The organism is Pseudomonas sp. GW821-FHT03C07 (genome assembly GCF_059420925.1).
Genome location: NZ_JBWKUQ010000006.1, coordinates 344,394 through 368,250, shown reverse-complemented (window position 1 = coordinate 368,250; position 23,857 = coordinate 344,394). Strand labels below are relative to the sequence as shown.

18 protein-coding genes are annotated in these 23,857 nt (G+C 62.4%); 16 read left to right on the top strand and 2 right to left on the bottom strand.

Annotation, left to right across the window (positions count from 1 at the left end; all coding sequences use genetic code 11):
- The first annotated feature begins 46 nt into the window (after positions 1 to 46).
- The 16 genes from dksA (at position 47) to AC07VG_RS15130 (ending at position 20,815) form a co-directional block, all read left to right on the top strand.
- Positions 47 to 493, top strand: a complete 447-nt coding sequence (gene dksA / locus AC07VG_RS15205) for an RNA polymerase-binding protein DksA (protein ID WP_100939578.1) — start codon at positions 47 to 49, stop codon at positions 491 to 493.
- Positions 494 to 595: 102 nt separating this feature from the next.
- Entirely contained in the window at positions 596 to 1,486 is an 891-nt protein-coding gene (gluQRS, locus tag AC07VG_RS15200; protein WP_495021432.1) for a tRNA glutamyl-Q(34) synthetase GluQRS, read from the top strand.
- A 77-nt stretch (positions 1,487 to 1,563) separates the two neighbouring features.
- Complete coding sequence (locus tag AC07VG_RS15195) at positions 1,564 to 1,740, top strand: hypothetical protein (RefSeq protein WP_003176118.1); 177 nt, start codon at positions 1,564 to 1,566, stop codon at positions 1,738 to 1,740.
- Positions 1,724 to 4,678, top strand: coding sequence for a sensor histidine kinase (locus AC07VG_RS15190; protein WP_495001413.1), 2,955 nt, complete (start codon positions 1,724 to 1,726; stop codon positions 4,676 to 4,678). The genes AC07VG_RS15195 and AC07VG_RS15190 overlap by 17 nt, the downstream gene beginning before the upstream one ends.
- Positions 4,679 to 4,700: 22 nt before the next feature.
- Entirely contained in the window at positions 4,701 to 6,134 is a 1,434-nt protein-coding gene (locus AC07VG_RS15185) for a sigma-54-dependent transcriptional regulator (RefSeq protein ID WP_495001412.1), read from the top strand.
- A gap of 784 nt (positions 6,135 to 6,918) precedes the next feature.
- Entirely contained in the window at positions 6,919 to 8,307 is a 1,389-nt protein-coding gene (locus AC07VG_RS15180) for a polynucleotide adenylyltransferase PcnB (RefSeq protein ID WP_495001411.1), read from the top strand.
- 4 nt (positions 8,308 to 8,311) lie between these two features.
- Entirely contained in the window at positions 8,312 to 8,794 is a 483-nt protein-coding gene (gene folK / locus AC07VG_RS15175) for a 2-amino-4-hydroxy-6-hydroxymethyldihydropteridine diphosphokinase (protein WP_495001410.1), read from the top strand.
- Between the two features lie 473 nt (positions 8,795 to 9,267).
- Positions 9,268 to 10,068, top strand: a complete 801-nt coding sequence (panB, locus tag AC07VG_RS15170) for a 3-methyl-2-oxobutanoate hydroxymethyltransferase (protein WP_495001409.1) — start codon at positions 9,268 to 9,270, stop codon at positions 10,066 to 10,068.
- Positions 10,065 to 10,925, top strand: a complete 861-nt coding sequence (gene panC / locus AC07VG_RS15165) for a pantoate--beta-alanine ligase (RefSeq protein ID WP_495021431.1) — start codon at positions 10,065 to 10,067, stop codon at positions 10,923 to 10,925. Before panB ends, panC begins: the two co-directional genes overlap by 4 nt.
- Before the next feature lie 105 nt (positions 10,926 to 11,030).
- Positions 11,031 to 11,411, top strand: coding sequence for an aspartate 1-decarboxylase (gene panD, locus AC07VG_RS15160; RefSeq protein WP_495001407.1), 381 nt, complete (start codon positions 11,031 to 11,033; stop codon positions 11,409 to 11,411).
- A 248-nt stretch (positions 11,412 to 11,659) separates the two neighbouring features.
- Entirely contained in the window at positions 11,660 to 13,324 is a 1,665-nt protein-coding gene (pgi, locus tag AC07VG_RS15155; RefSeq protein ID WP_495001406.1) for a glucose-6-phosphate isomerase, read from the top strand.
- 241 nt (positions 13,325 to 13,565) lie between these two features.
- Entirely contained in the window at positions 13,566 to 15,503 is a 1,938-nt protein-coding gene (acs, locus tag AC07VG_RS15150; protein WP_495021430.1) for an acetate--CoA ligase, read from the top strand.
- Positions 15,504 to 15,548: 45 nt separating this feature from the next.
- The gene (locus tag AC07VG_RS15145; protein WP_495001404.1) at positions 15,549 to 16,421 is read left to right on the top strand and encodes an oxygenase MpaB family protein; all 873 of its coding nucleotides are present in this window, start codon (positions 15,549 to 15,551) and stop codon (positions 16,419 to 16,421) included.
- A gap of 44 nt (positions 16,422 to 16,465) precedes the next feature.
- Entirely contained in the window at positions 16,466 to 17,482 is a 1,017-nt protein-coding gene (locus AC07VG_RS15140; RefSeq protein ID WP_495021429.1) for a class I SAM-dependent rRNA methyltransferase, read from the top strand.
- Positions 17,483 to 17,591: 109 nt separating this feature from the next.
- Entirely contained in the window at positions 17,592 to 20,519 is a 2,928-nt protein-coding gene (locus AC07VG_RS15135) for a DUF748 domain-containing protein (protein ID WP_495021428.1), read from the top strand.
- A 2-nt stretch (positions 20,520 to 20,521) separates the two neighbouring features.
- Complete coding sequence (locus AC07VG_RS15130; protein ID WP_495001401.1) at positions 20,522 to 20,815, top strand: DUF2845 domain-containing protein; 294 nt, start codon at positions 20,522 to 20,524, stop codon at positions 20,813 to 20,815.
- Positions 20,816 to 21,083: 268 nt separating this feature from the next.
- On the opposite strand, the gene AC07VG_RS15125 is transcribed toward AC07VG_RS15130, so the two are convergent.
- A complete protein-coding gene (locus tag AC07VG_RS15125) occupies positions 21,084 to 21,437 on the bottom strand; it encodes a BON domain-containing protein (RefSeq protein ID WP_495001400.1) in 354 nt (117 codons plus the stop codon).
- A gap of 291 nt (positions 21,438 to 21,728) precedes the next feature.
- On the bottom strand, positions 21,729 to 23,834 hold the full coding sequence (gene pnp / locus AC07VG_RS15120) for a polyribonucleotide nucleotidyltransferase (protein ID WP_495001399.1): 2,106 nt from the start codon (positions 23,832 to 23,834) through the stop codon (positions 21,729 to 21,731).
- Positions 23,835 to 23,857: the final 23 nt, after the last annotated feature.

Sequence of the window (23,857 nt, the reverse complement as noted above, 5' to 3'; positions counted from 1 at the left end):
GTTGAAATCCTGCGCAATGGATTAGAAGAGTAGAGGCGGTCCATTCATGCCCACCCAAGCAAAGCAGCAAAGCACTGAGCCAAAGATCGGCGGCTTCGAACCCTATGTTGAAAGCAAGGGCGAGGAGTACATGGGCGAGCCCATGCGCAAACACTTCACCAAGATCCTGCAGAAATGGAAGCAGGAATTGATGCATGAAGTCGACCGCACCGTTGATCATATGAAGGACGAAGCGGCGAATTTCCCTGACCCAGCTGACCGTGCCAGCCAGGAAGAAGAATTCAGCCTCGAACTGCGCGCCCGCGACCGCGAGCGCAAACTGATCAAGAAAATCGACAAGACCCTGCAGCTCATCGAAGACGAAGAGTATGGCTGGTGCGAGTCCTGTGGCGTCGAGATCGGCATCCGTCGGCTGGAAGCCCGACCGACCGCCGACATGTGCGTCGACTGCAAGACCCTCGCGGAAATCAAGGAAAAACAGGTCGGCAAGTAATCCCCGCCGATACCTGAGCAAACGGAGCGTGCAAACGCTCCGTTTTCGTTTGTGCCGCCGACGCCGTCTCTTGCCTACGGGTTTTCCAGTAATATCCGAACCATGACCGCCACTCCCGCCTATATCGGACGCTTCGCCCCCACGCCCAGCGGCCACCTGCATTTCGGTTCACTGGTTGCGGCCCTGGCCTCCTACCTCGACGCCCGCTCGGTTGGCGGGCGCTGGCTGCTGCGCATGGAAGACCTCGATCCGCCGCGCGAAGAACCCGGCGCCCAGACCTCGATCCTCGATACCTTGCAGCGCTACGGCTTCGAATGGGACGGCGAACTGGTCCGCCAGAGCGAACGCCACGACGCCTATGCCCAAGTGCTCGAGCGCTTATTCAGCCAAGGCTTGGCCTACGCCTGCACCTGCTCGCGCAAAGAGCTTGAGCCCTATCAGGGGATCTATCCTGGGTTGTGCCGCAACCTCGGCCACGGCATCGAGAATGCCGCCATCCGTCTGCGTGTGCCGGAACTGAGCTACCGCTTCGAGGACCGGGTACAAGGCCCGTTCCAGCAGCACCTGGGCCGTGAAGCCGGCGACTTTGTGATCCGCCGCCGCGACGGACTCTACGCCTACCAACTGGCGGTGGTGCTGGACGATGCCTGGCAAGGGGTGACCGATATCGTCCGCGGCGCCGACCTGCTGGACTCCACGCCACGCCAGCTCTACCTGCAGGAGCTGCTCGGGCTGCCACAACCACGTTACCTGCACGTACCGCTGATCATCCAGCCGGACGGCCACAAGCTCGGCAAGTCCTACCGCTCGCCACCGCTGGCGGCCGACCAGGCAACGCCCTTGCTGATGCGCGCCTTGCGTACACTGGGGCAACGCCCGCCCGTCGCACTGGAACAGGGCACGCCGCGCGAGGTGCTCGACTGGGGGATTGGCCATTGGGATGCCACACTGATTCCGAGGACAGCCACCCTGGCCGAAGCGCAATTGCACTGACGCCCCTTGCAGGTTGGCGCCCATCCGTTACCATCGCCGCACGTTTTCGGGCACGCACCCAATAAAGAGAGGCCGGGATGTACATCTATCGCTTGGTCCTGCTGTTGGTGGTCGGGATCTACCTGTTCTCGCCGGCCATCATGGATTGGTGGATCGACGCCACCGGCGCCTGGTATCGCCCTTATCTGCTCTGGCTGATCCTGATCGTCGTGACCTTCATCCTGCAGAGCCAAAAAGATGCCGATGAGCTTTAGCCTGACCCAGATGCTGCTGATCAGCGCCGCATACCTGCTGGCACTGTTCGGCGTGGCCTGGATCAGTGAACGCGGGGTGATCCCGCGCTCGATCATTCGCCACCCACTGACCTACACCCTGTCCCTGGGCGTGTACGCCAGTGCCTGGGCGTTTTATGGCACGGTGGGCCTGGCCTACCAGTACGGCTACGGTTTTCTCTCCAGCTACCTGGGGGTTTCCGGCGCCTTCCTGCTGGCGCCGGTGCTGCTCTACCCGATCCTGAAGATCACCCGCACCTACCAGCTCTCGTCCCTGGCCGACCTGTTCGCCTTCCGCTTTCGCAGCACCTGGGCCGGCGCCCTGACCACGGTGTTCATGCTGATCGGCGTGCTGCCACTGCTGGCCCTGCAGATCCAAGCGGTGGCCGACTCCATCGGCATCCTCACCCGCGAACCGGTGCAGCATCGGGTGGCCCTGAGCTTCTGCGCGTTGATCAGCCTGTTCACCATCTTCTTCGGCTCGCGGCATATCGCCACCCGGGAAAAGCACGAGGGCCTGGTGTTCGCCATCGCCTTCGAATCGGTGATCAAACTGATCGCCATCGGCGGAGTCGGCCTGTACGCCTTGTACGGGGTGTTCGACGGTCCGCAGCAGCTTGAGCTTTGGCTGCTGCAGAACCAGACCGCCCTGGCCGCGTTGCACACGCCGTTGCAGGAAGGTCCGTGGCGCACCCTGCTGCTGGTGTTCTTCGCCTCGGCCATTGTGATGCCGCACATGTATCACATGACCTTCACCGAGAACCTCAACCCGCGCTCCCTGGTCAGCGCCAGCTGGGGCCTGCCGCTGTTCCTGCTGCTGATGAGCCTGGCGGTGCCGCTGATTCTCTGGGCCGGGCTCAAGCTCGGCGCCACCACCAACCCGGAATACTTCACCCTCGGCATCGGCATTGCCGCCAACAACCAGGCCCTGGCCCTGCTGGCCTATGTCGGCGGACTCTCGGCCGCCAGCGGGTTGATCATCGTCACCACCCTGGCGCTGTCGGGCATGGCCTTGAACCACCTGGTACTGCCGCTTTACCAGCCGCCGGCCGAAGGCAATATCTATCGCTGGCTGAAGTGGACACGCCGCGCCCTGATCGTCGCCATCATCATGGCCGGCTATGGTTTCTACCTGCTGCTGGGCGCCGAGCAGGACCTCGCCAACCTCGGCATCGTCGCCTTTGTCGCGACCCTGCAATTCCTCCCCGGGGTGCTCTCGGTGCTGTACTGGCCGACCGCCAACCGGCGCGGCTTCATCGCCGGCCTGCTGGCGGGGATCCTGGTCTGGCTGGTGACCATGCTGCTGCCGTTGATCGGTAACCTGCAGGGGTTCTATGTACCGTTGTTGAACATGATCTATGTGCTCGACGACACCAGCTGGCACATGGCGGCCATCGCCTCCCTGGCGGCCAACGTGCTGATGTTCACCCTGATCTCGCTGTTCACCAGCGCCAGCCCCGAAGAGGCCAGCGCCGCCGAAGCCTGCGCGGTGGACAATGTGCGTCGCCCGCAACGCCGTGAGCTGCACGCCGCCTCGCCACAGGAATTCGCCACCCAACTGGCCAAGCCGCTGGGGGCCAAGGCCGCGCAGAAAGAGGTCGAGCAGGCCCTGCGCGATCTCTACCTGCCCTTCGACGAACGCCGCCCCTATGCCCTGCGCCGCCTGCGCGACCGTATCGAGGCCAACCTGTCCGGGCTGATGGGCCCGAGCGTGGCCCAGGACATGGTGGAGACCTTCCTGCCCTACAAGGCCGGCGGCGAAAGCTATGTCACCGAAGACATCCACTTCATCGAAAGCCGCCTGGAAGACTACCACTCGCGTCTCACCGGCCTCGCCGCCGAACTCGACGCCCTGCGCCGCTACCATCGCCAAACCTTGCAGGAATTGCCGATGGGCGTCTGCTCGCTGGCCAAGGACCAGGAGATCCTGATGTGGAACAAGGCCATGGAAGAGCTCACCGGCGTCGCCGCGCAACGCGTGGTCGGCTCACGTCTGAGCACCCTCGGCGAGCCGTGGAAGGACTTGCTGCAAGGCTTTATCAACCTGCCCGACGAACACCTGCACAAACAACACCTGGCCCTCGACGGCCAGACCCGCTGGCTGAACCTGCACAAGGCGGCGATCGACGAGCCACTGGCGCCGGGCAACAGCGGCCTGGTGCTGCTGGTCGAAGACCTCACCGAAACGCAGATGCTCGAAGACAAGCTGGTGCACTCCGAGCGGCTGGCGAGCATCGGCCGGCTGGCGGCCGGCGTGGCCCACGAGATCGGCAACCCGATCACCGGTATCGCCTGCCTGGCGCAGAACCTGCGCGAAGAGCGCGAGGACGACAGCGAACTGACCGAAATCAGCGGGCAGATCCTCGAGCAGACCAAGCGTGTCTCGCGCATCGTCCAGTCGCTGATGAGCTTCGCCCACGCCGGCAGTCACCAGCATAACGACGAAGCCGTCTGTCTGGCCGAAGTCGCCCAGGATGCCATTGGTCTGCTGGCCTTGAACCGGCGCAACTTCGAAGTACAGTTCTTCAACCTGTGCGATCCCGAGCACTGGGTCGACGGCGATTCCCAACGCCTCGCCCAGGTGCTCATCAACCTGCTCTCCAACGCCCGTGACGCCTCGCCTGCCGGCGGCGCGGTGCGGGTCAAGAGCGAAGCCTTCGAACACACCGTCGACCTGATCGTCGAGGACGAAGGCACCGGTATCCCGAAGAACATCATGGATCGATTGTTCGAACCTTTCTTCACCACCAAGGATCCTGGCGAGGGCACCGGACTGGGCCTCGCTCTGGTCTATTCCATCGTTGAAGAGCATTATGGACAAATCACCATCGACAGCCCGGCTGACATCCAAAGCCAACGTGGCACCCGTATCCGGGTCACCCTGCCGCGTCATGTCGAAGCGACGTCCGCTGTGAACTGAGACCGTCGAGAGAACCGAATCAATGCCGCACATTCTGATCGTCGAAGACGAAACCATTATCCGCTCCGCCCTGCGTCGCCTGCTGGAACGTAATCAGTACCAGGTCAGCGAAGCCGGTTCGGTGCAGGAAGCCCAGGAACGTTTCAGTATCCCCTCGTTCGACCTGATCGTCAGCGACCTGCGTCTACCCGGCGCCCCCGGCACCGAATTGATCAAGCTCGGCCAGGGTACCCCCGTGCTGATCATGACCAGCTATGCCAGCCTGCGCTCGGCCGTGGACTCGATGAAAATGGGCGCGGTGGACTACATCGCCAAGCCTTTCGACCACGACGAAATGCTCCAGGCCGTGGCCCGCATCCTCCGTGATCGCCAGGGCAGCCAAGGTGCGCCGGCGGAGAAAGTTACCGGCAAGAATGGCGCGGCGGAAAAAGCCGGCGCCAATAACACCAATGGCGAAATCGGCATCATCGGCTCCTGTCCGCCGATGCAGGACCTTTACAGCAAGATCCGCAAAGTCGCGCCCACCGACTCCAACGTCCTGGTCCAGGGCGAGTCGGGCACCGGCAAGGAACTGGTGGCCCGTGCCCTGCACAACCTGTCCAAGCGCGCCAAGGCGCCGATGATCTCGGTCAACTGCGCGGCGATCCCGGAAAGCCTGATCGAATCCGAATTGTTCGGCCACGAAAAGGGCGCCTTCACCGGGGCCAGCGCCGGTCGCGCCGGCCTGGTCGAAGCGGCGGATGGCGGCACGCTGTTCCTCGACGAAATCGGCGAACTGCCGCTCGAAGCCCAGGCGCGTTTGCTGCGGGTATTGCAGGAAGGCGAGATCCGTCGCGTCGGCTCGGTACAGTCGCAGAAGGTCGATGTGCGCCTGATCGCCGCGACCCACCGCGACCTCAAGAGCCTGGCCAAGATCGGCCAGTTCCGCGAAGACCTTTACTACCGCCTGCACGTCATCGCGCTGAAACTGCCGGCCCTGCGCGAGCGCGGCGCCGACGTCAACGAGATCGCCAGTGCTTTCCTCGCGCGCCAGAGTGCACGGGTGGGTCGTACCGACCTGCGCTTCGCCCCCGACGCCGAGCAAGCCATCCGCCATTACGCCTGGCCAGGTAACGTCCGCGAACTGGAGAATGCGGTCGAGCGTGCGGTGATCCTGTGCGAAAGCCCGGAAATTTCCGCCGACCTGCTGGGCATCGACATCGAGCTCGGCGACCTGGAAGAAGAAGAATTCATCGGCCTGGCGCCGCAACAGGCCAGCGCCAGCAACGCCAGCCACGAGCCGACCGAAGACCTGTCGCTGGAAGACTACTTCCAGCACTTCGTCCTCGAGCACCAGGACCACATGACCGAGACCGAGCTGGCACGCAAACTCGGTGTCAGCCGCAAGTGCCTGTGGGAACGGCGCCAGCGCCTGGGCATTCCACGGCGCAAGACCGGGGTGGCCAGCGAGAGCTGAACCGGGCGCGCGCCGCCCATGGGTAACACAGCACTTGGTAAAAAAACTGTTACCTGAGGATTTTCACGTAACAAAAGCCGGGTCTATCGGTAACGAAGATCCGGTTTTTTTTCGCCTTTGGAAAAGCATTTTCCCAACGAAACCCAATGTTTACGGGGCTTCGTAAAAGTTGGCACGGCACCTGCTATAGCTTTGGTACAAGAACAATAACAAGCAATGCACCAGACAATAAAAACAAGACGTATCGACTCACGCAAAATAAAAACAACACGGCGAGAGGCGTAGCTAACTGATTCTTTTGGAGAAGTACTGTAATTGGGGCTTGCCCCACGACCAGGCTGAGAACAACAAAAACTGCCCTCAAAGCAGCGCCTGAACTGGTTGGATCCTCTGGATCATGACACTACAGCGATCAAAGCAATCCGTTTGCTCTTGGCTCCCGATTGGGAGAGCCCACAGGCGTAAAGCCTAGTGGCACAGGGCGATCAACAAAAACAAGAAGCCCGCAACCATAATAAAAATAGAGCACGCAACTACTTCTGGGGGAGCTTCGGCTCCCCTTGTAGTTTCCGCGATACCGACCAGCCCACCCTGCTCCCCCCGACCCACCGCCCTCGACTGATGGATTTGCAGCCTCGCAATGCCTGCGGCTGGCCTTCTACCACGGTCCCTGGCCGATACTGCGGCGGCTTCCTACACCATCCCTCGACTAAATGCTAGAATCCTCGCCCATCGTGCGGTCATTCTTTGAGGTGGCCGAATATTCCTTCAAACAGTGCCTCCCATGCTGAAGAAGCTGTTCCAGTCATTACGTTCTCCCTCGCGTCGAACGCAACATAAACGCAGCACCCCTGAAGTGCTCAACAGCAGCCAACATTCGCTGCAAAAAGCCCAGTTCAGCCGGTATGCGGTCAACATCGTCGAACGCCTGCAGAACGCCGGCTACCAGGCCTACCTGGTCGGCGGTTGCGTGCGCGACATGCTGCTCAATATCACCCCCAAGGATTTCGACGTCGCCACCAGCGCCACACCGGAGCAGATCCGTGCCGAATTCCGCAACGCGCGGATCATCGGTCGTCGCTTCAAGCTGGTACATATCCACTTCGGCCGGGAAATCATCGAGGTCGCGACCTTTCGCGCCAACCACCCGCAGGACGAAGACGAGGACAGCAACCAGTCCTCGCGCAACGAAAGCGGGCGGATCCTGCGCGACAACGTCTACGGCACCCTCGAAGACGACGCCCAGCGCCGCGATTTCACCATCAACGCGCTGTATTACGATCCGGTCAGCGAGCGCATCCTCGATTACGCCAATGGCGTGCACGATATCCGCAACCGCCTGATCCGCCTGATCGGCGATCCGACCCAGCGTTACCAGGAAGACCCGGTACGGATGCTGCGGGCCGTGCGTTTCGCCGCCAAGCTGGACTTCGGCATCGAGAAGCACACCGTCGCGCCGATTCGCAAACTGGCGCCGATGCTGCGCGAGATCCCCTCGGCGCGCCTGTTCGAAGAAGTGCTCAAGCTGTTCCTCTCGGGTTATGCCGCCGACACCTTCGAAATGCTGGTCGACCTCAAGCTGTTCGAACCGCTGTTCCCGGCCAGCTTCGAGGCCCTCGAACACAACCCGACCTACACCCATACGCTGATCAGCGAAGCCTTGATCAACACCGACCTGCGCATCCAGCAGAACAAGCCGGTGACCCCGGCGTTCCTGTTTGCCGCATTGCTCTGGCCGGCCTTGCCGGGCCGCGTATTGCGTTTGCAGGCGAAGGGCATGCCGCCGATTCCGGCGATGCAGGAAGCCGCCCACGAGTTGATCAGCGAACAATGCCAGCGGATTGCGATTCCGAAGCGCTTCACCCTGCCGATCCGCGAGATCTGGGACATGCAGGAACGCCTGCCACGGCGCAGCGGCAAGCGTGCCGACCTGCTGCTGGACAACCCGCGTTTCCGCGCCGGCTACGACTTCCTGCTGCTACGCGAAACCGCTGGCGAGCAGACCGATGGCCTGGGTGAATGGTGGACCGATTACCAGGATGCCAATGATGCCGGGCGGCGTGACATGATCCGCGACCTGGGCAGCAAGGACGACGCCACCGGCAGCGGTCCGCGTAAACGCCGGCGCAGCACGGCCGGCAAGCGCAAGCGCGCCGCGGGTACGGACGAGTAAGTCGATGGAACACGTGTATATCGGGCTGGGCAGTAATCTGGCGGACCCGGCGGAGCAATTGCGCAACGCCGTCCAGGCCCTGGGGCAACTGCCCGACACGGTGCTGGTAGGCGTTTCCGCGTTCTACCAGAGCGATTCGTTGCTGCCCGGCCAGCCGCGCTATACCAATGCCGTTGCCGCCCTCGACAGCGACCTCGCGCCCCTGGCGCTGCTGGATGCGCTGCAAGCCATCGAAATCGACCAGGGCCGTGAACGGCATGAGCGTTGGGGGCCACGCACCCTCGACCTGGATATCCTGTTGTTCGGTGAGCGCCTGATCGACGAGCCGCGCCTGAAAGTCCCGCATTACCATATGCAGGCCCGGGCGTTCGTGCTCTATCCGCTGGCGGAACTGGTACCGGCCGATTTGCAGCTGGCCGATGGCCGCAGCCTGAGGGCGCTACTGGCGGATTGCCCGTTCGTCGGCCTGGAGCGCCTTCCCCAGTAAGCACAAACCCTGTGGGAGACACACCGCCCCACGGGCGAAACACAAGACCTATGGGAGAGACACAAAACCTGTGGGAGAGACACAAAACCTGTGGGAGAGACACAAAACCTGTGGGAGCGGAGCTTGCCCGCGAAAGGGCCCTCAAGGACGCCAAAAGCTTCGCGGGCAAGCTCCGCTCCCACAAAGCTGCGCTTCCACAAGAAGCCGGTGTCGCCAGCAAGGTTGCCTCCTGCCCCCCTGCTGAATCGCATCAGTGATGCCGGTAACACTCACGGCGTAACATTGCGGTAACACACACGATTGACTTCCCCAGTTCTCCTCACGACTATAGGCGTCCCGTCGCCGCCCCTGCGGCGTTTGAAGGGCGCAATCCAGGCTTTGCAAGCACGACCCCAGAACGTGCGCCTGTATACACGACGAATCACGCGCGTTACTCGCAGTCATTTGCACGGCGCCTGAATGAGGACTTTTTCATGCCAGACATTACCCTGACCACCCTGCAAGGCCTCAAGCAAAAGGGTGAAAAAATCACCATGCTGACCTGCTACGACGCGACCTTCGCCCACGCCAGCTGCGCAGCCGGTGTCGAGGTGTTACTGATCGGCGATTCGCTGGGCATGGTTACCCAAGGGCATGACAGCACGTTGCCAGTCACCGTCGCCGACATCTGCTATCACACCGCCAGCGTCAAACGCGGCAACCAGGGCGCCTTCATCATTGCCGACCTGCCGTTCATGGCCTACGCCACCCTCGAGCAGACCTTTCACAACAGCGGCCTGCTGATGCAGGCCGGTGCGCATATGGTCAAGGTCGAAGGCGCCGCCTGGCTCGCCGAATCCATCCGCCAGTTGGCCGAACGCGGCGTCCCGGTGTGCGTGCACATGGGCCTGACCCCACAGTCGGTGAATCTCTTCGGCGGCTACAAGGTCCAGGGCCGCGGCGAAGCCCAGGCGCGGCAGATGCGCGCCGACGCCATCGCCCTGGAACAGGCCGGCGCGGCGATGATCCTGCTCGAATGCGTGCCGAGCGAGCTGGCCGCGGAAATCACCCAGGCGGTGAAAGTCCCGGTGATCGGCATCGGTGCCGGCAGCGCCACCGACGGTCAGGTCCTGGTCCTGCACGACATGCTCGGCCTGTCCATCAGCGGTCGCGTGCCCAAGTTCGTGAAGAACTTCATGGCCGGCCAGGACAGCCTGCATGGCGCCCTCAGCGCCTATGTCAGCGAAGTCAAGGCCGTCACTTTCCCTGGGATCGAACACGGATTCAGCGCATGAATACAGTCAAGACCGTTCGCGAACTGCGCGCCGCCGTGGCTCGCGCCCGCAGCGAGGGCAAACGCATCGGTTTCGTGCCGACCATGGGCAACCTGCACAGCGGCCACGCGGCCCTGGTGACCAAGGCCGCCCAGCGTGCCGACTTTGTGGTTGCGAGCATTTTCGTCAACCCGCTGCAATTCGGCGCCAACGAGGACCTCGACAAGTACCCGCGGACCCTCGCCGCCGATCAGGAAAAACTGCTCCAGGCCGGTTGCCATCTGCTGTTCGCCCCCAGCGTCGAGGAAATGTACCCCGGCGGCATGGGCGGCCAGACCCGTGTCAGCGTCCCGCAGCTTTCCGAAGGCCTGTGCGGCGCCAGCCGTCCCGGGCATTTCGAAGGCGTGGCGACGGTGGTCAGCAAGCTGTTCAACATGGTCCAGCCGGACCTGGCGGTGTTTGGTCAGAAGGACTTCCAGCAACTGGCGGTGATCCGCCAGTTGGTGCATGACCTGAACATGCCGATCCAGATCATCGGCGAACCGACCGTGCGCGCCATCGACGGCCTGGCGCTGTCCTCGCGTAACGGTTTCCTCAGCGAAGAACAACGGGCCAAGGCGCCGGCGCTGTATCGCAGCCTGAAGCAGATCGCCACGGCCATCGAACAAGGCGAACGCGACTACCCCAAGTTGCTGGCCGAGCAGAGCCGCCAGATCGAAAGCGCCGGTTTCCGGCCCGACTACCTGGAAATCCGCCACGCCCTGAACCTGCGCCCGGCGACAGCCGAGGACCGTGACCTGGTGATCCTGGTCGCCGCCTTCCTCGGCACCACCCGCCTGATCGACAACCTGCACCTGAACCTCGACAGTCCGGCCTGACAGCCCGATTGCCCGGCCCCACGGCTTCGGGCAAACTGCCGCGGCCCGGCGCCACGCAGCACAAATGCGTGGCGCCGCACGAGGATCCGACCAAGGAAACATCCCATGCACGCCATCATGCTCAAAGCCAAACTGCATCGCGCCGAAGTCACCCACGCGGTACTCGATTACGAAGGTTCCTGCGCCATCGACGGCGAGTGGCTGGACCTGGCCGGGATCCGTGAATACGAACAGATCCAGATCTACAACGTCGACAACGGTGAGCGCTTCACCACCTACGCCATTCGCGGCGAGGAAGGTTCGCGGATCATCTCGGTGAACGGCGCCGCCGCCCACAAGGCCGCTGTCGGCGACCGAGTGATCATCTGCGCCTACGCCCACTACAGCGAGGCCGAGCTGGTCAACTTCAAGCCACGCATGCTGTACATGGCCCCGGGCAACGAGCTGAGCCACACCAGCCAGTCGATTCCGGTGCAGCTCGCCTGATCGCCGTCCGACCGCCTGTGCGAAAACGCCTTTCGGCCCCGAGAGTGCGAAAAAGTACCGAGTAAAGGTCAGACAAAGCCAAGACAGATGCAGGCGCGAGCGGTACTGTAATCGCCCCTGCATCATTCAACCGTGCTGACGCAGGTTGCCGGACACTGCCACCGACAAAAGCAGGACGTTCCGGCGTTTCTGGTGTCCAAAAAGCCAAATGTCCAAAAGGCAGCTCTCGTAAAAGGAAACCCGCAGCGATGGCGTACTACCGCACTCCTCACGACGTGACCGCCCTGCCCGCTTGGCAGGCGTTGAACCAACACCGCGACAACATGCACGATTTCAGCATGCGCGAAGCTTTCAATGCCGATCCGCAGCGCTTCAATCAGTTCACCCTCAGCAGCTGCGGGTTGTTTCTCGACTATTCGAAGAACCTGATCACCCAGGAAACCCGCAACCTGCTGGTGGGCCTGGCCAATGAAGTCGACCTGCAAGGCGCGATCAAGTCGCTGTTTGCCGGTGAACTGGTCAACGCCTCCGAAGGTCGTCCGGCCCTGCACACCGCCCTGCGCCGTCCGGTTGGCGACAAGCTCTCGGTCAACGGCGTCAACGTGATGCCCGACGTGCACAAAGTGCTGAACCAGATGACCGAGCTGGTCGGGAAAATCCACGACGGCCTGTGGCGCGGCTACTCCGAGAAGCCGATCACCGACGTGGTGAATATCGGTATCGGTGGTTCGTTCCTGGGTCCGGAACTGGTTTCCGAGGCGTTGCTGTCCTACGCCCATAAAGGCGTACGCTGCCATTACCTGGCGAATATCGATGGCAGTGAGTTTCACGAGCTGTCCGCCAAGATCCGCGCCGAGACCACCCTGTTCATTGTCTCGTCGAAAACCTTCACCACCCTTGAAACCCTGAAGAACGCCCGTGCCGCACGTGACTGGTATCTGGCCCAGGGCGGCTCCGAAGCGGAGCTGTACAAGCACTTCATCGCGGTTTCGAGCAACAACGCCGCCGCCGTGGCCTTCGGCATCCGTGAAGAGAACATCTTCCCGATGTGGGACTGGGTCGGCGGGCGTTATTCGCTGTGGTCGGCCATCGGCTTGCCGATCGCCCTGGCCATCGGCATGTCGAACTTCAAGGAACTGCTGTCCGGTGCCTACACCATGGACCAGCATTTCCAGACCGCGCCGTTCGAACAGAACATGCCGGTGCTGCTGGCCCTGCTGGGTGTCTGGTACGGCAACTTCTGGGGCGCGCAAAGCCACGCGATCCTGCCGTACGACCACTACCTGCGCAACATCACCAAGCACCTGCAGCAATTGGACATGGAATCCAACGGCAAGAGCGTGCGCCAGGACGGCACGCCGGTGTCCACCGATACCGGTCCGGTGATCTGGGGCGGCGTCGGCTGCAACGGCCAGCATGCGTACCACCAATTGCTGCACCAGGGCACCCAGTTGATCCCGGCCGACTTTATCGTACCGATCGTCAGCTTCAACCCGGTCGCCGACCACCATCAATGGCTGTACGCCAACTGCCTGTCGCAAAGCCAGGCGCTGATGCTCGGCAAGACCCGTGGCGAAGCGGAAAGCGAGCTGCGTGACAAGGGCCTGAGCGAAGCCGAAGTGCAGAAACTGGCCCCGCACAAGGTGATCCCGGGCAACCGTCCGAGCAACACCCTGGTGGTCGAGCGCATCAGCCCGCGGCGTCTCGGCGCCCTGGTGGCGATGTACGAACACAAGGTCTTCGTGCAGAGCGTGATCTGGGGCATCAACGCCTTCGACCAATGGGGCGTGGAGTTGGGCAAGGAACTGGGCAAGGGCGTCTACAACCGCCTGACCGGTAACGAAGAGTCTTCGGCCGAAGATGCCTCGACCCAAGGGTTGATCAACTACTTCCGCGGCCGTCATCGCGGTTGATAGCGGCGTCCCGGGCAGGCCCATCTGCCCGGGACACCACTGAAGAAACCTGTGACACAGACCTGTGGGAGCGGAGCTTGCCCGCGAAGCTTTTAGCGTCCTTGAGGGCGCCTTCGCGGCGGTGCGGCGATCCGACAAGCTCCGCTCCCACAAGGATCTGCGTCGACCTTTTATCCGCTTGAACCCCAACGCAACAGGGTGCACCCTTGAGACTTGTCGTAGACAAGAACAAGGAATCGCCATGTTCGATCTTCGTACCTATCCCCAGGCCGACGCCGTGCGCCAAGCCGCGCAGTTGAGCCAGGACGACTACCGGCGTCTCTACCGCCAGTCCATCGACCAACCCGACACCTTCTGGGCCGAACAGGCCAAACGTTTTCTCGACTGGTCCACGCCCTGGGACAGCGTCCAGCACTGCGACCTGCATACCGGCCAGGCCAGCTGGTTCGCCGGCGGGCAACTGAATGTCAGCCACAACTGCATCGACCGCCATCTCGATACCCGTGGCGAGCAGATCGCCCTGATCTGGGAAGGCGACAATCCTCTCGAATCGGCGCAGATCACCTACCGCAAACTGCACCATAACGTCTGCCGGCTGGCCAATGTGCTCAAGGCCCGCGGCGTGAAGAAAGGCGACCGGGTGTGCATCTACATGCCGATGATTCCCGAAGCCACCTACGCCATGCTCGCCTGCGCCCGCCTCGGCGCCATTCACTCGGTGGTCTTCGGCGGTTTCTCCCCTGACGCCCTGCGCGACCGCATCCTCGATGCCGACTGCCGCACGCTGATCACCGCCGATGAGGGCGTGCGCGGCGGCAAATATGTGCCCCTCAAGCAGAATGTCGACCAGGCGCTGCTCAGTTGCCCGAATGTCAGCACCGTCTTGGTGGTGCAACGCACCCAGGCCGAAGTGAACTGGGTCGCGGACCGCGACTTCTGGTACCACGAAGCCCTGCATGGCATGAGCAGCGACTGCCCCTGCGAACCAATGGATGCCGAAGACCCGTTGTTCATCCTCTACACCTCCGGCAGTACCGGCAAACCCAAGGGCGTGCTACACAGCACCGGCGGCTATCTGTTGCAGGTCGCCATGACCTTCCAGTACGTGTTCGACTATCGCCCCGGCGAAGTCTTCTGGTGCACCGCCGATGTCGGCTGGGTCACCGGCCACAGCTATATCGTCTACGGCCCGCTGGCCAACGGCGCGACCAGCCTGATCTACGAAGGCGTGCCGAACTATCCGGACGCCTCGCGCTTCTGGCAGGTCATCGACAAGCACCAGGTGAATATCTTCTACACCGCGCCCACCGCCCTGCGCGCCTTGATGCGCGAAGGCCCGGCTGCGCTGGAAAACACCTCGCGGAACAGCCTGCGCCTGCTCGGCAGTGTCGGCGAACCGATCAACCCGGAAGCCTGGGAATGGTATTTCAATGCCGTCGGCGAGCAGCGCTGCCCCATCGTCGACACCTGGTGGCAGACCGAGACCGGCGGCATCATGCTCACCCCGCTGATCGCCAACAGCCGGATCAAGCCCGGCTGCGCGACCCAGCCGATGTTCGGCGTGCTACCGGTCCTGCTGGATGAGCACGGCCAGGAAATCAGCGGTGCCGGCAGCGGCGTGCTGGCCCTGAAAAGCAGTTGGCCGGCGCAGATCCGCAGTGTCTACGGCGACCCACAGCGCATGCTCGAGACCTATTTCAAAGCCTACCCCGGTTACTATTTCACGGGTGACGGTGCCCGCCGCGACGAGGATGGCGACTACTGGATCACCGGCCGCATCGACGACGTGATCAACGTCTCCGGCCACCGCATTGGCACCGCCGAAGTGGAAAGCGCCCTGGTGCTGCATGACAGCGTCGCCGAAGCCGCCGTGGTCGGTTATCCCCATGATCTCAAGGGCCAGGGCCTGTATGCCTTCGTCACGCCCATGAAAGGCATAGACGCCGATGATGCACTGAAAAAGGCGTTGCTGGCCCTGGTCGGCAAGGAGATCGGCAGCTTTGCCAAGCCGGACCTGATCCAGTGGGCGCCGGCCTTGCCGAAAACCCGTTCGGGCAAGATCATGCGGCGTATCCTGCGCAAGATTGCCAGCAACGAACTGGACAGCCTGGGCGATACCTCGACCCTGGCCGACCCCAGCGTGGTCGACGGCCTGATCGAGCAGCGCCTGAATCCCTGAACCCGAGCGGTGAACACTGTTCACCGCCCTATTGACCGAGCCCACATGGAATTCCTTCGTAGTCGCATCGAAACCCAGATCATGAGCCTGACCGGCCTGTCCCTGGGCATGCTCGATCTGGAAAACCCCAAGGGCGATCCCGGCCTTTTCGGCCCGGACTCGGTGTGCTGGCAGGTGCATGGCGACTTCAGCAGCATGCTGATCGGAGGTATCAGCGCACTGATGCTGCAAGCCTTGCACCCGCTGGCGCTGGCCGGGGTCTGGGACCATTCGAACTTTCGCCAGGACATGCTCGGGCGCTTGCGCCGCACCAGCCAGTTCATTGCCGGGACCACCTTCGGCTCGCGCAAGGACGCCGAATGGCTGATCGACAAGGTGCGCACCATTCACTTGCAGGTGGTCGGCACCGCGCCGGATGGTCGGCCCTACGCCGCCAGCGATCCGGAGCTGTTGACCTGGGTGCATGTGGCCGAGGTCAGCAGCTTTCTCAAGGCCCATCTGCGTTACCGCAATCCACAGCTGTCAGCGGCGGACCAGGATCGTTATTACGCGGAGGTCGCCCTGATCGCCGAACGCCTGGGCGCGCGGGACGTGCCGCGCTCGCGCCAGGCCATCGCCGAGTACCTGCAACGCATGCGCCCGCAACTGCTCTGCGATGCCCGCAGCCGCGAGGTGTTGCGCCTGCTGCTGGCCACCCCGGCGCCGAGCCGCCTGGCCCAGCCGTTCGGCAACCTGATGATGCAGGCCGGCATCGACCTGCTGCCGGACTGGGCCGGCGAGATGCTCGGCCAGTCGCAAAACCCGCTGCAACGCCAGGTCATCCGCGCCGGCGTCAAGCGCAGCGCACCGTTGTTGCGTTGGGCCATGCGCAACGGCTCCGCCCAGCGCGCCAAACGCCGCATGGGCCTGATCCCCTGAAGACTGGTAAACTCCCGCGCCAAATCCGACCCAAGGCGCCGTGCATGTCTTCCTTGAACCAGGCGCTGCGCGCCGCCCTCGATCATCGCCAGGACCTGCTGGCCGAGCTGCACAGCCAGGGCACCGATTGTTATCGCCTGTTCCATGGCAGCCAGGAAGGCGCCGGTGGCCTGACCATCGACCGCTACGGTCCACAGTTGATGGTGCAGACCTTCCATCAGACCCTGGAACGCGAAGACCTGCTCGCCCTGCACGCGACGATCAACCAGCACCTGGCGCTGGACACCCTGCTGGTCTACAACGACCGCTCCCGGGGCAACTCGCGCATCGATCGTGAAGACCCGGTCTATCGCGCCGACGAGGCGGCCCTCGCCGACCTGGTCGGTCATGAAGGCGGCCTGAACTATCGCGTCCGCGGCCGCCACGCCGGCCAGGACCCGTTGCTGTTCCTCGACCTGCGCAACGCTCGCGGCTGGGTTCGGCAACACAGTGCCGACAAGCGCGTACTGAACCTCTTCGCCTACACCTGCGGCGTCGGTCTCAGCGCCGCGGCCGGCGGGGCCCGGGAGGTCTGTAACCTGGACTTCGCCGAAGGCAACCTCGCGGTCGGCCGGGAGAACGGCCAGCTCAACCCGCAGTTGCCGGAGATGGACTTTATCCAGTCCGACTACTTCCCCGCCATCCGCCAGCTCGCCGGCCTGCCCATCAGCCAGCGCCGCGGGCAGAAGCTGCCCAGCTACCAGCGCCTGGAACAGCGCCAGTATGACCTGGTGCTGCTCGACCCGCCGGCCTGGGCCAAGAGCGCCTTCGGCACCGTCGACCTGCTGCGCGACTACCAGAGCCTGCTCAAGCCGGCCCTGCTGACGACCGCCGACAATGGCGTGCTGATCTGCTGCAACAACCTGGCGAAAGTCAGCCTGGAAGACTGGCGCGAACAGGTCCTGCGCTGCGCGGAAAAAGCCGGGCGTCCGGTCCGCGAATGGCAGGTGCTGGCCCCCGCCGCCGACTTCCCTTCCCGCGACCGACAACCGCCGCTGAAGACCCTGGTACTGCAGCTGTAGGAATGACTCGCAAACACCCATTATTCCGGCGCAACAAGGGGCTTGCTTCGGAACCGCAAACGCATGCCATACTCCAAGGCACCTCCGACTGAGAGAGACGACGACTCACATGCCCAAAGGATTGAAACGCGCCCTCGGCGCCTTGCTGACCGTCCTCGCGCTGTACAGCGTACTGGGATTCCTGATCATCCCCGGGGTTGGCCTGCGCATCGCCAACCAGCAACTGGCGAACTACGCCACGGTGCACGCCAGCCTGCAACGCCTGGAGTTCAATCCCTTCAGTCTGGAACTGACCCTGTGGGGCCTGAATATCGGTGAGCCGGGCAAGGAGCAGGTCGCCTTCGAGCGTCTCTACGTCAACCTGCAGATCGACAGTCTCTGGACCCACGCCCTGCACCTGGCCGATATCCAGCTGGACAAGCCCAACACCGAGGTGACATTCAACAAGGACGGCACCCTGAACCTCACCCAGCTGTTCAAGCTGCCGCCCAGCCAACCGACCCCGGCCGCGCCCAACAGCAAGCCGTTCCCGGTGCGCATCGACCAGATCGGACTGGCCGGCGGGCGCCTGCATTTCCAGGACCTGCGCCCCAGCGAACCGATCGAGTTCACTTATACCCCGATGGACCTGGCGCTGAAGAACCTCAGCACCCTGCCTGAAGACAACGCCGACATGACCCTGGTGGCCATCGGCGGCGAAGGCGGACGGATCGACTGGAAAGGTAACCTCAGCCTGGTACCCGTCACCTCCGAGGGCTCGCTCAAGGTCAGCGACAGCCAGATGAAAGCCTGGTGGCCCTATGTCCGCGATGCCCTGCCGCTGGTGTTGGAAGACGGTGTGATCAACCTCAGCACCGACTACAAGTTCAGCCTCGCCAAAGACACCGAGTTGCTGCTGAGCAACACCGCCGTCAGTGTCGCGCCCTTTGCCATGAAGGCCCCGGACGGACGCCCACTGGTACGCCTGGAGCGCCTCGACGTCAGCGAAACCAGCGTCGACCTGGGCAAACAGCAAGTGGTTGTCGGTAAGATCCGCAGCAACAAACTTGAAACCTGGGCCGCCCGCGAGAAGGACGGGCAACTTGACTGGCAGAAACTCTTTGCCGAGCAACCGACCAAACCGGCGCCCAAGGCAGCCCCAGCCGCCTCCGACAGCGCCAAGACCGAACCGCCGGCCCCGAGCAAACCCTGGCAGGTCCTGCTCAAGGATGTGCAACTGCGCGACTACCGCGTGCACCTGGCCGACCGCGCGCCGAAAACCCAGGTAGCCCTGGAGCTCGGTCCACTGAACCTGGACCTGGAGAACTTCGACAGCCTCAACCAGTCGCCCTTCACCCTCAAGCTCGATACCGGGCTGGGCAAGCAGGGCAAGATCCTCGCCAGCGGCGAAGTCAACCTGAGCCCGGTCAGCGCCAAGCTCAAGGTCAATACCCAGGACATCGACCTGCGGGTGGCCCAGGCCTATGTCGAGCCGTTCATTCGCCTGGAAGTGCGCAGCGGCATGCTCGGCAGCGACCTCGCGGTCAATCTGAAAAGCGTCGACCCGCTGGCCTTCAGCGTGATCGGCAAGGCCCAGGTCGACCAATTGCACACCCTCGACACCCTCAAGAGCCGCGACTTCGTGAAGTGGCAGAAACTGACGATCGATGGCCTGAGCTATCAGCACGGCGACAGCCTCTCGATCGACAAGGTCAACCTGCTGCAACCCTATGCACGCTTCATGATCAACGATGACCGTACCACCAACATCGATGACCTGCTGATCCCGCAACCGCCGGCGAGCAAGTCGACGGAAAAACCCAAGGCGCCCTCCACCGCATCGAGCAGCAAGCCGCTGGGCATCCACGTTGGCGGTATTGCCATCAATGACGGCTCGGCCAACTTTGCCGACTTCAGCCTGACCCCGCACTTCGCCACGGCGGTCCAACAGCTCAACGGCCAGATCGGCACCATCGACAGCCGCCAGCCGAAGCCGGCGGGCGTCGATATCCAGGGCAAGGTCGACCGCTACGCGCCCGTGACCATCAAGGGTGCGCTGAACCCGTTCGACCCGATGGCCAGCCTCGATATCGCCACCAGCTTCAAGCGCGTCGAGCTGACCACGCTGACCCCCTACTCCGGCAAGTTCGCCGGCTACCGCATCCGCAAGGGCCGGCTCAATCTCGACGTGCACTACCTGATCACCAAGGGCCAGCTGAAAGCCGAAAACAAGCTGGTGGTCGAACAACTGCAACTGGGTGAGAAGGTCGACAGCCCGGATGCCGTGGACCTGCCGATCAAGCTGGCGATTGCCCTGCTCAAGGACTCCGACGGCAAGATCTCCATCGAACTGCCGGTCAGCGGCGATCTCAACAACCCGCAGTTCAGCGTGATGCCGATCATCTGGCAGAGCCTGCGCAACCTGATCGTGCGGGCCGCCACCGCGCCCTTCAAGTTCATTGGCGGGCTGATCTCCGGCGGCGACGCCCAGGACCTGAGTAACGTGTCCTTTGCTCCCGGCTCCAGCGAGCTGAGCAATGACGCCCAGTCGTCCCTGACCAAGCTCGCGGCCGCGCTGAAGGAACGTCCCAACCTGCGCCTGGAGATCGAAGGCACTGCGGCCCAGAGCAGCGATGGCGCGTTGATCGCCCAGCAACGCCTGGATCGCGAATACCAGGCCACCTACTACAAGATGCTCCAGCGCCGCGGCGACAAGGTGCCGGCCCAGGAATCGATGATCCAGGTACCGGACGGTGAAAAAGCGCCGATGCTCGAAGGTATCTATCGCACCCTGCTCAAACAGCAACCGCCCGCCGAGTGGGCCAAGCTGGGTAGCGACGAACGTACCGCCAAGCTGAAGGCCGGGGTGATCAGCGCCTGGAGCGGCAATGAACCGCTGCTGCGCAAGCTTGGCCAGGACCGCGCCAGCAGTATCAAGGACTTCCTCGTGGACAAGGGCCAGTTGGCCGATGATCGCGTGTACTTTATCGATGCCAATCTCGGCGACGCGCAGAGCGATGGCCGGGTCGTCACCCCGTTGCACCTGGATAGCGAGTAAGCATGTTCAAGCCGCTGATGTTCGGCCTGGCGCTGGCGTTGCTCGCCGGCCAGGCCCAGGCCGACACCTTGCGTTGTGGCAGCCAGTTGATCAGCGTCGGCGACCGCAAGTCGGAGGTGCTCGACAAATGCGGCGAGCCGCGCTCCCGGGACCTGGTGGGCTATCAGCGCAGCTTCGACCGACGCACCGAGGTGCAGATCGAAGAGTGGGTCTATCCCCAGAGTGGTGGCATGGTCCAGTACCTGCGTTTTGTTGGCGGGCGCCTGGAGCGCATCGACAGCAAGCGCGGTAACTGACCCACCTGTGGGAGCCGGCTTACCGACGATGAGGCCCTGGAGCCTTGTACCGCCTTCACGGACGCCATCGCTGGCAAGCCAGCTCCTACAGGGGGCCGTGCAAGACATCAATTTCGTCCGCCCATAATAAAACAGGCCCCGACGCACTACGTCGGGGCCTGTGGTGGGTCACTTCCTGTGACCCATCACCTGGACCTCAAGACTCAACAAGCGTACTGCAACAGCACTTGCTTCACCCTAAAGCGGCTTCAAGCGAGATCCATGAGCGTTACTCGGTTTTCAGGCCAGCGGCCGAAACGTCTTTGACACCTTTGATGTTCTTGGTGATCTGGACTGCCAAGTCCTTCTGTTGGGGAGTCACGGGGGTCATGGACGACAGGGAAACCACACCTTTGTTGGTTTCAACCTTGATGTCAGTACCCGGGATACCTTTTTCGGTGACCAGATCAGCTTTGACCTTGGTGGTGATCCAGGTGTCGGAAGTCTCTTCCTTGACCTTGGTGACTTCACCGGCCGCGACAACCATCGGAGCTTGAGAAGTCGATTGGGCAGCGAATGCAGCATTGGCCAAGGTCAGGGTCAGAGCGGTGGCAGTGGCGGCAGCAATAGCGAACTTCTTCATACAAATAACTCCTGTTCTTCTGGAAAAGTCTGCGCCTTGGTCCTGGCGGCAGGGTTATCTGTAAGGTTGCAGGCGCTGTGCCAACCTTTTAAAGCGAAATAAATACATATAAATCAATGAGTTAAAATAATACCCGAACATCTGAATCGTGCAGAATGCATGACCGGCCGCCAAACTGCATGCAAGTTGCGGTTTTGCGCGACGAGCACCTTCTGCAATATCGGGCTTTTCCAGCGCCCATAAAAAAGCACCCCGAAGGGTGCTTTTTCTCAGCGTAAAGTCGAAGCGCGATTAAACGCCCGACGCCTTGGCTGCGGCAACGTCCTTGATGGACAGCTTGATACGGCCGCGGTTGTCCACGTCCAGTACCAGCACTTCCACTTCCTGGCCTTCTTTCAGGATGTCGGTGACTTTCTCTACGCGAGCGTCGCTCAGCATCGAGATGTGCACCAGACCGTCCTTGCCCGGCAGGATGTTGACGAATGCGCCGAAGTCGACGATGCGCTCAACCTTACCGACGTAGATCTTGCCGATTTCAGCTTCCGCGGTGATGCCCAGGACGCGCTGACGTGCTGCTTCAGCCGCTTCCTTGGTTTCGCCGAAGATCTTGATCGAGCCGTCGTCTTCGATGTCGATCGAAGCCTTGGTCTCTTCACAGATCGCACGAATGGTCGCACCGCCTTTACCGATGACATCACGGATTTTGTCGGTGTCGATTTTCATCGCGATCATGGTCGGAGCGTTTTCCGACAGTTCAGTACGCGACTGACCAATGATCTGGTTCATCTGGCCGAGGATGTTCAGGCGCGCTTCCAGGGCTTGGCCCAGGGCGATTTCCATGATCTCTTCGGTGATGCCCTTGATCTTGATGTCCATCTGCAGCGCAGTAACGCCTTTGGCGGTACCGGCTACTTTGAAGTCCATGTCGCCAAGGTGGTCTTCGTCACCCAGGATGTCGGTCAGGATGGCGAATTTCTCGCCTTCTTTCACCAGACCCATGGCGATACCGGCAACCGGTGCCTTCATCGGCACACCAGCATCCATCAGGGCCAGGGAAGCGCCACAGACCGAAGCCATGGAGCTCGAACCGTTGGATTCGGTGATTTCCGAGACCACACGGATGGTGTACGGGAATGTCGCGGCATCCGGCAGCATGGCCTGGACCGAACGACGGGCCAGACGACCGTGACCGATTTCACGACGACCAGCACCGCCCATGCGACCACACTCGCCGACCGAGAACGGTGGGAAGTTGTAGTGCAGCATGAAGGGGTCTTTTTTCTCGCCTTCCAGGGTGTCCAGCAGCTGGGCGTCACGCGCGGTACCCAGAGTGGCCACAACCAGGGCCTGGGTTTCGCCACGGGTGAACAGGGCCGAACCGTGGGTCTTCGGCAAGACACCGACTTCGATGTTCAGCGGACGTACGGTCTTGGTGTCGCGGCCGTCGATACGTGGCTTGCCGTTGACGATGTTTTCGCGAACGGTGCGGTATTCGATTTCGCCGAAAGCAGCTTTCACTTCGCTGGAAGAAGGCTGGCCTTCTTCACCGGACAGCTTGGCGACCACTTGGTCTTTCAGCTCGCCCAGACGCGCGTAACGGTCGGCCTTGACGGTGATGGTGTAAGCCTGGGAGATCGCGTCGCCGAACTCGGCACGGATCGCGCCCAGCAGGGCGGTGGCTTCAGGAGCGGCGGTCCAGGACCAGGTTGGCTTGGCAGCTTCGGCGGCCAGTTCTTTGACGGCCTGGATAACCACCTGGAATTCGTCGTGGGCGAACAGTACCGCGCCCAGCATCTGGTCTTCGGTCAGCTCTTTGGCTTCCGATTCAACCATCAGTACCGCTTCCGAGGTACCGGCAACGACCATGTCCAGGCTCGAGGCTTTCTGCTGCTCGTAAGTCGGGTTCAGCAGGTAGCCGGTGCTTTCGTGGAAAGCCACGCGCGCGGCGCCGATCGGGCCGTCGAACGGAATACCGGAGATGGCCAGGGCCGCCGAGGTACCGATCATCGCGGCGATGTCCGGATCGGTCTTCTTGCTGGTGGAGACGACGGTGCAGACAACCTGCACTTCGTTCATGAAACCTTCAGGGAACAGCGGGCGGATCGGACGGTCGATCAGGCGCGAAGTCAGGGTTTCTTTTTCGGAAGGACGGCCTTCACGCTTGAAGAAGCCGCCAGGAATCTTGCCGGCAGCGTAGGTTTTTTCCTGGTAGTGCACGGACAGCGGGAAGAAGCCTTTGCTTGGATCCGCTTGCTTGGCACCGACAACGGTCACCAATACGCTGACGTCGTCGTCAACGGTGACCAATACTGCGCCGGAGGCCTGACGGGCGATACGGCCTGTCTCGAGGGTAACGGTCGACTGACCGAACTGGAATTTTTTGATGACCGGGTTCACGGTGTCCTACCTTCTTTTGTGGC

What these genes read in the sequence shown, in the direction of transcription:
- dksA (WP_100939578.1), top strand. Translation starts at nt 47, where the DNA reads ATGCCCACCCAAGCAAAGCAGCAAAGCACTGAGCCAAAGATCGGCGGC.
- gluQRS (WP_495021432.1), top strand. Translation starts at nt 596, where the DNA reads ATGACCGCCACTCCCGCCTATATCGGACGCTTCGCCCCCACGCCCAGC.
- AC07VG_RS15195 (WP_003176118.1), top strand. Translation starts at nt 1,564, where the DNA reads ATGTACATCTATCGCTTGGTCCTGCTGTTGGTGGTCGGGATCTACCTG.
- AC07VG_RS15190 (WP_495001413.1), top strand. Translation starts at nt 1,724, where the DNA reads ATGCCGATGAGCTTTAGCCTGACCCAGATGCTGCTGATCAGCGCCGCA.
- AC07VG_RS15185 (WP_495001412.1), top strand. Translation starts at nt 4,701, where the DNA reads ATGCCGCACATTCTGATCGTCGAAGACGAAACCATTATCCGCTCCGCC.
- AC07VG_RS15180 (WP_495001411.1), top strand. Translation starts at nt 6,919, where the DNA reads ATGCTGAAGAAGCTGTTCCAGTCATTACGTTCTCCCTCGCGTCGAACG.
- folK (WP_495001410.1), top strand. Translation starts at nt 8,312, where the DNA reads ATGGAACACGTGTATATCGGGCTGGGCAGTAATCTGGCGGACCCGGCG.
- panB (WP_495001409.1), top strand. Translation starts at nt 9,268, where the DNA reads ATGCCAGACATTACCCTGACCACCCTGCAAGGCCTCAAGCAAAAGGGT.
- panC (WP_495021431.1), top strand. Translation starts at nt 10,065, where the DNA reads ATGAATACAGTCAAGACCGTTCGCGAACTGCGCGCCGCCGTGGCTCGC.
- panD (WP_495001407.1), top strand. Translation starts at nt 11,031, where the DNA reads ATGCACGCCATCATGCTCAAAGCCAAACTGCATCGCGCCGAAGTCACC.
- pgi (WP_495001406.1), top strand. Translation starts at nt 11,660, where the DNA reads ATGGCGTACTACCGCACTCCTCACGACGTGACCGCCCTGCCCGCTTGG.
- acs (WP_495021430.1), top strand. Translation starts at nt 13,566, where the DNA reads ATGTTCGATCTTCGTACCTATCCCCAGGCCGACGCCGTGCGCCAAGCC.
- AC07VG_RS15145 (WP_495001404.1), top strand. Translation starts at nt 15,549, where the DNA reads ATGGAATTCCTTCGTAGTCGCATCGAAACCCAGATCATGAGCCTGACC.
- AC07VG_RS15140 (WP_495021429.1), top strand. Translation starts at nt 16,466, where the DNA reads ATGTCTTCCTTGAACCAGGCGCTGCGCGCCGCCCTCGATCATCGCCAG.
- AC07VG_RS15135 (WP_495021428.1), top strand. Translation starts at nt 17,592, where the DNA reads ATGCCCAAAGGATTGAAACGCGCCCTCGGCGCCTTGCTGACCGTCCTC.
- AC07VG_RS15130 (WP_495001401.1), top strand. Translation starts at nt 20,522, where the DNA reads ATGTTCAAGCCGCTGATGTTCGGCCTGGCGCTGGCGTTGCTCGCCGGC.
- AC07VG_RS15125 (WP_495001400.1), bottom strand. Translation starts at nt 21,437, where the DNA reads ATGAAGAAGTTCGCTATTGCTGCCGCCACTGCCACCGCTCTGACCCTG.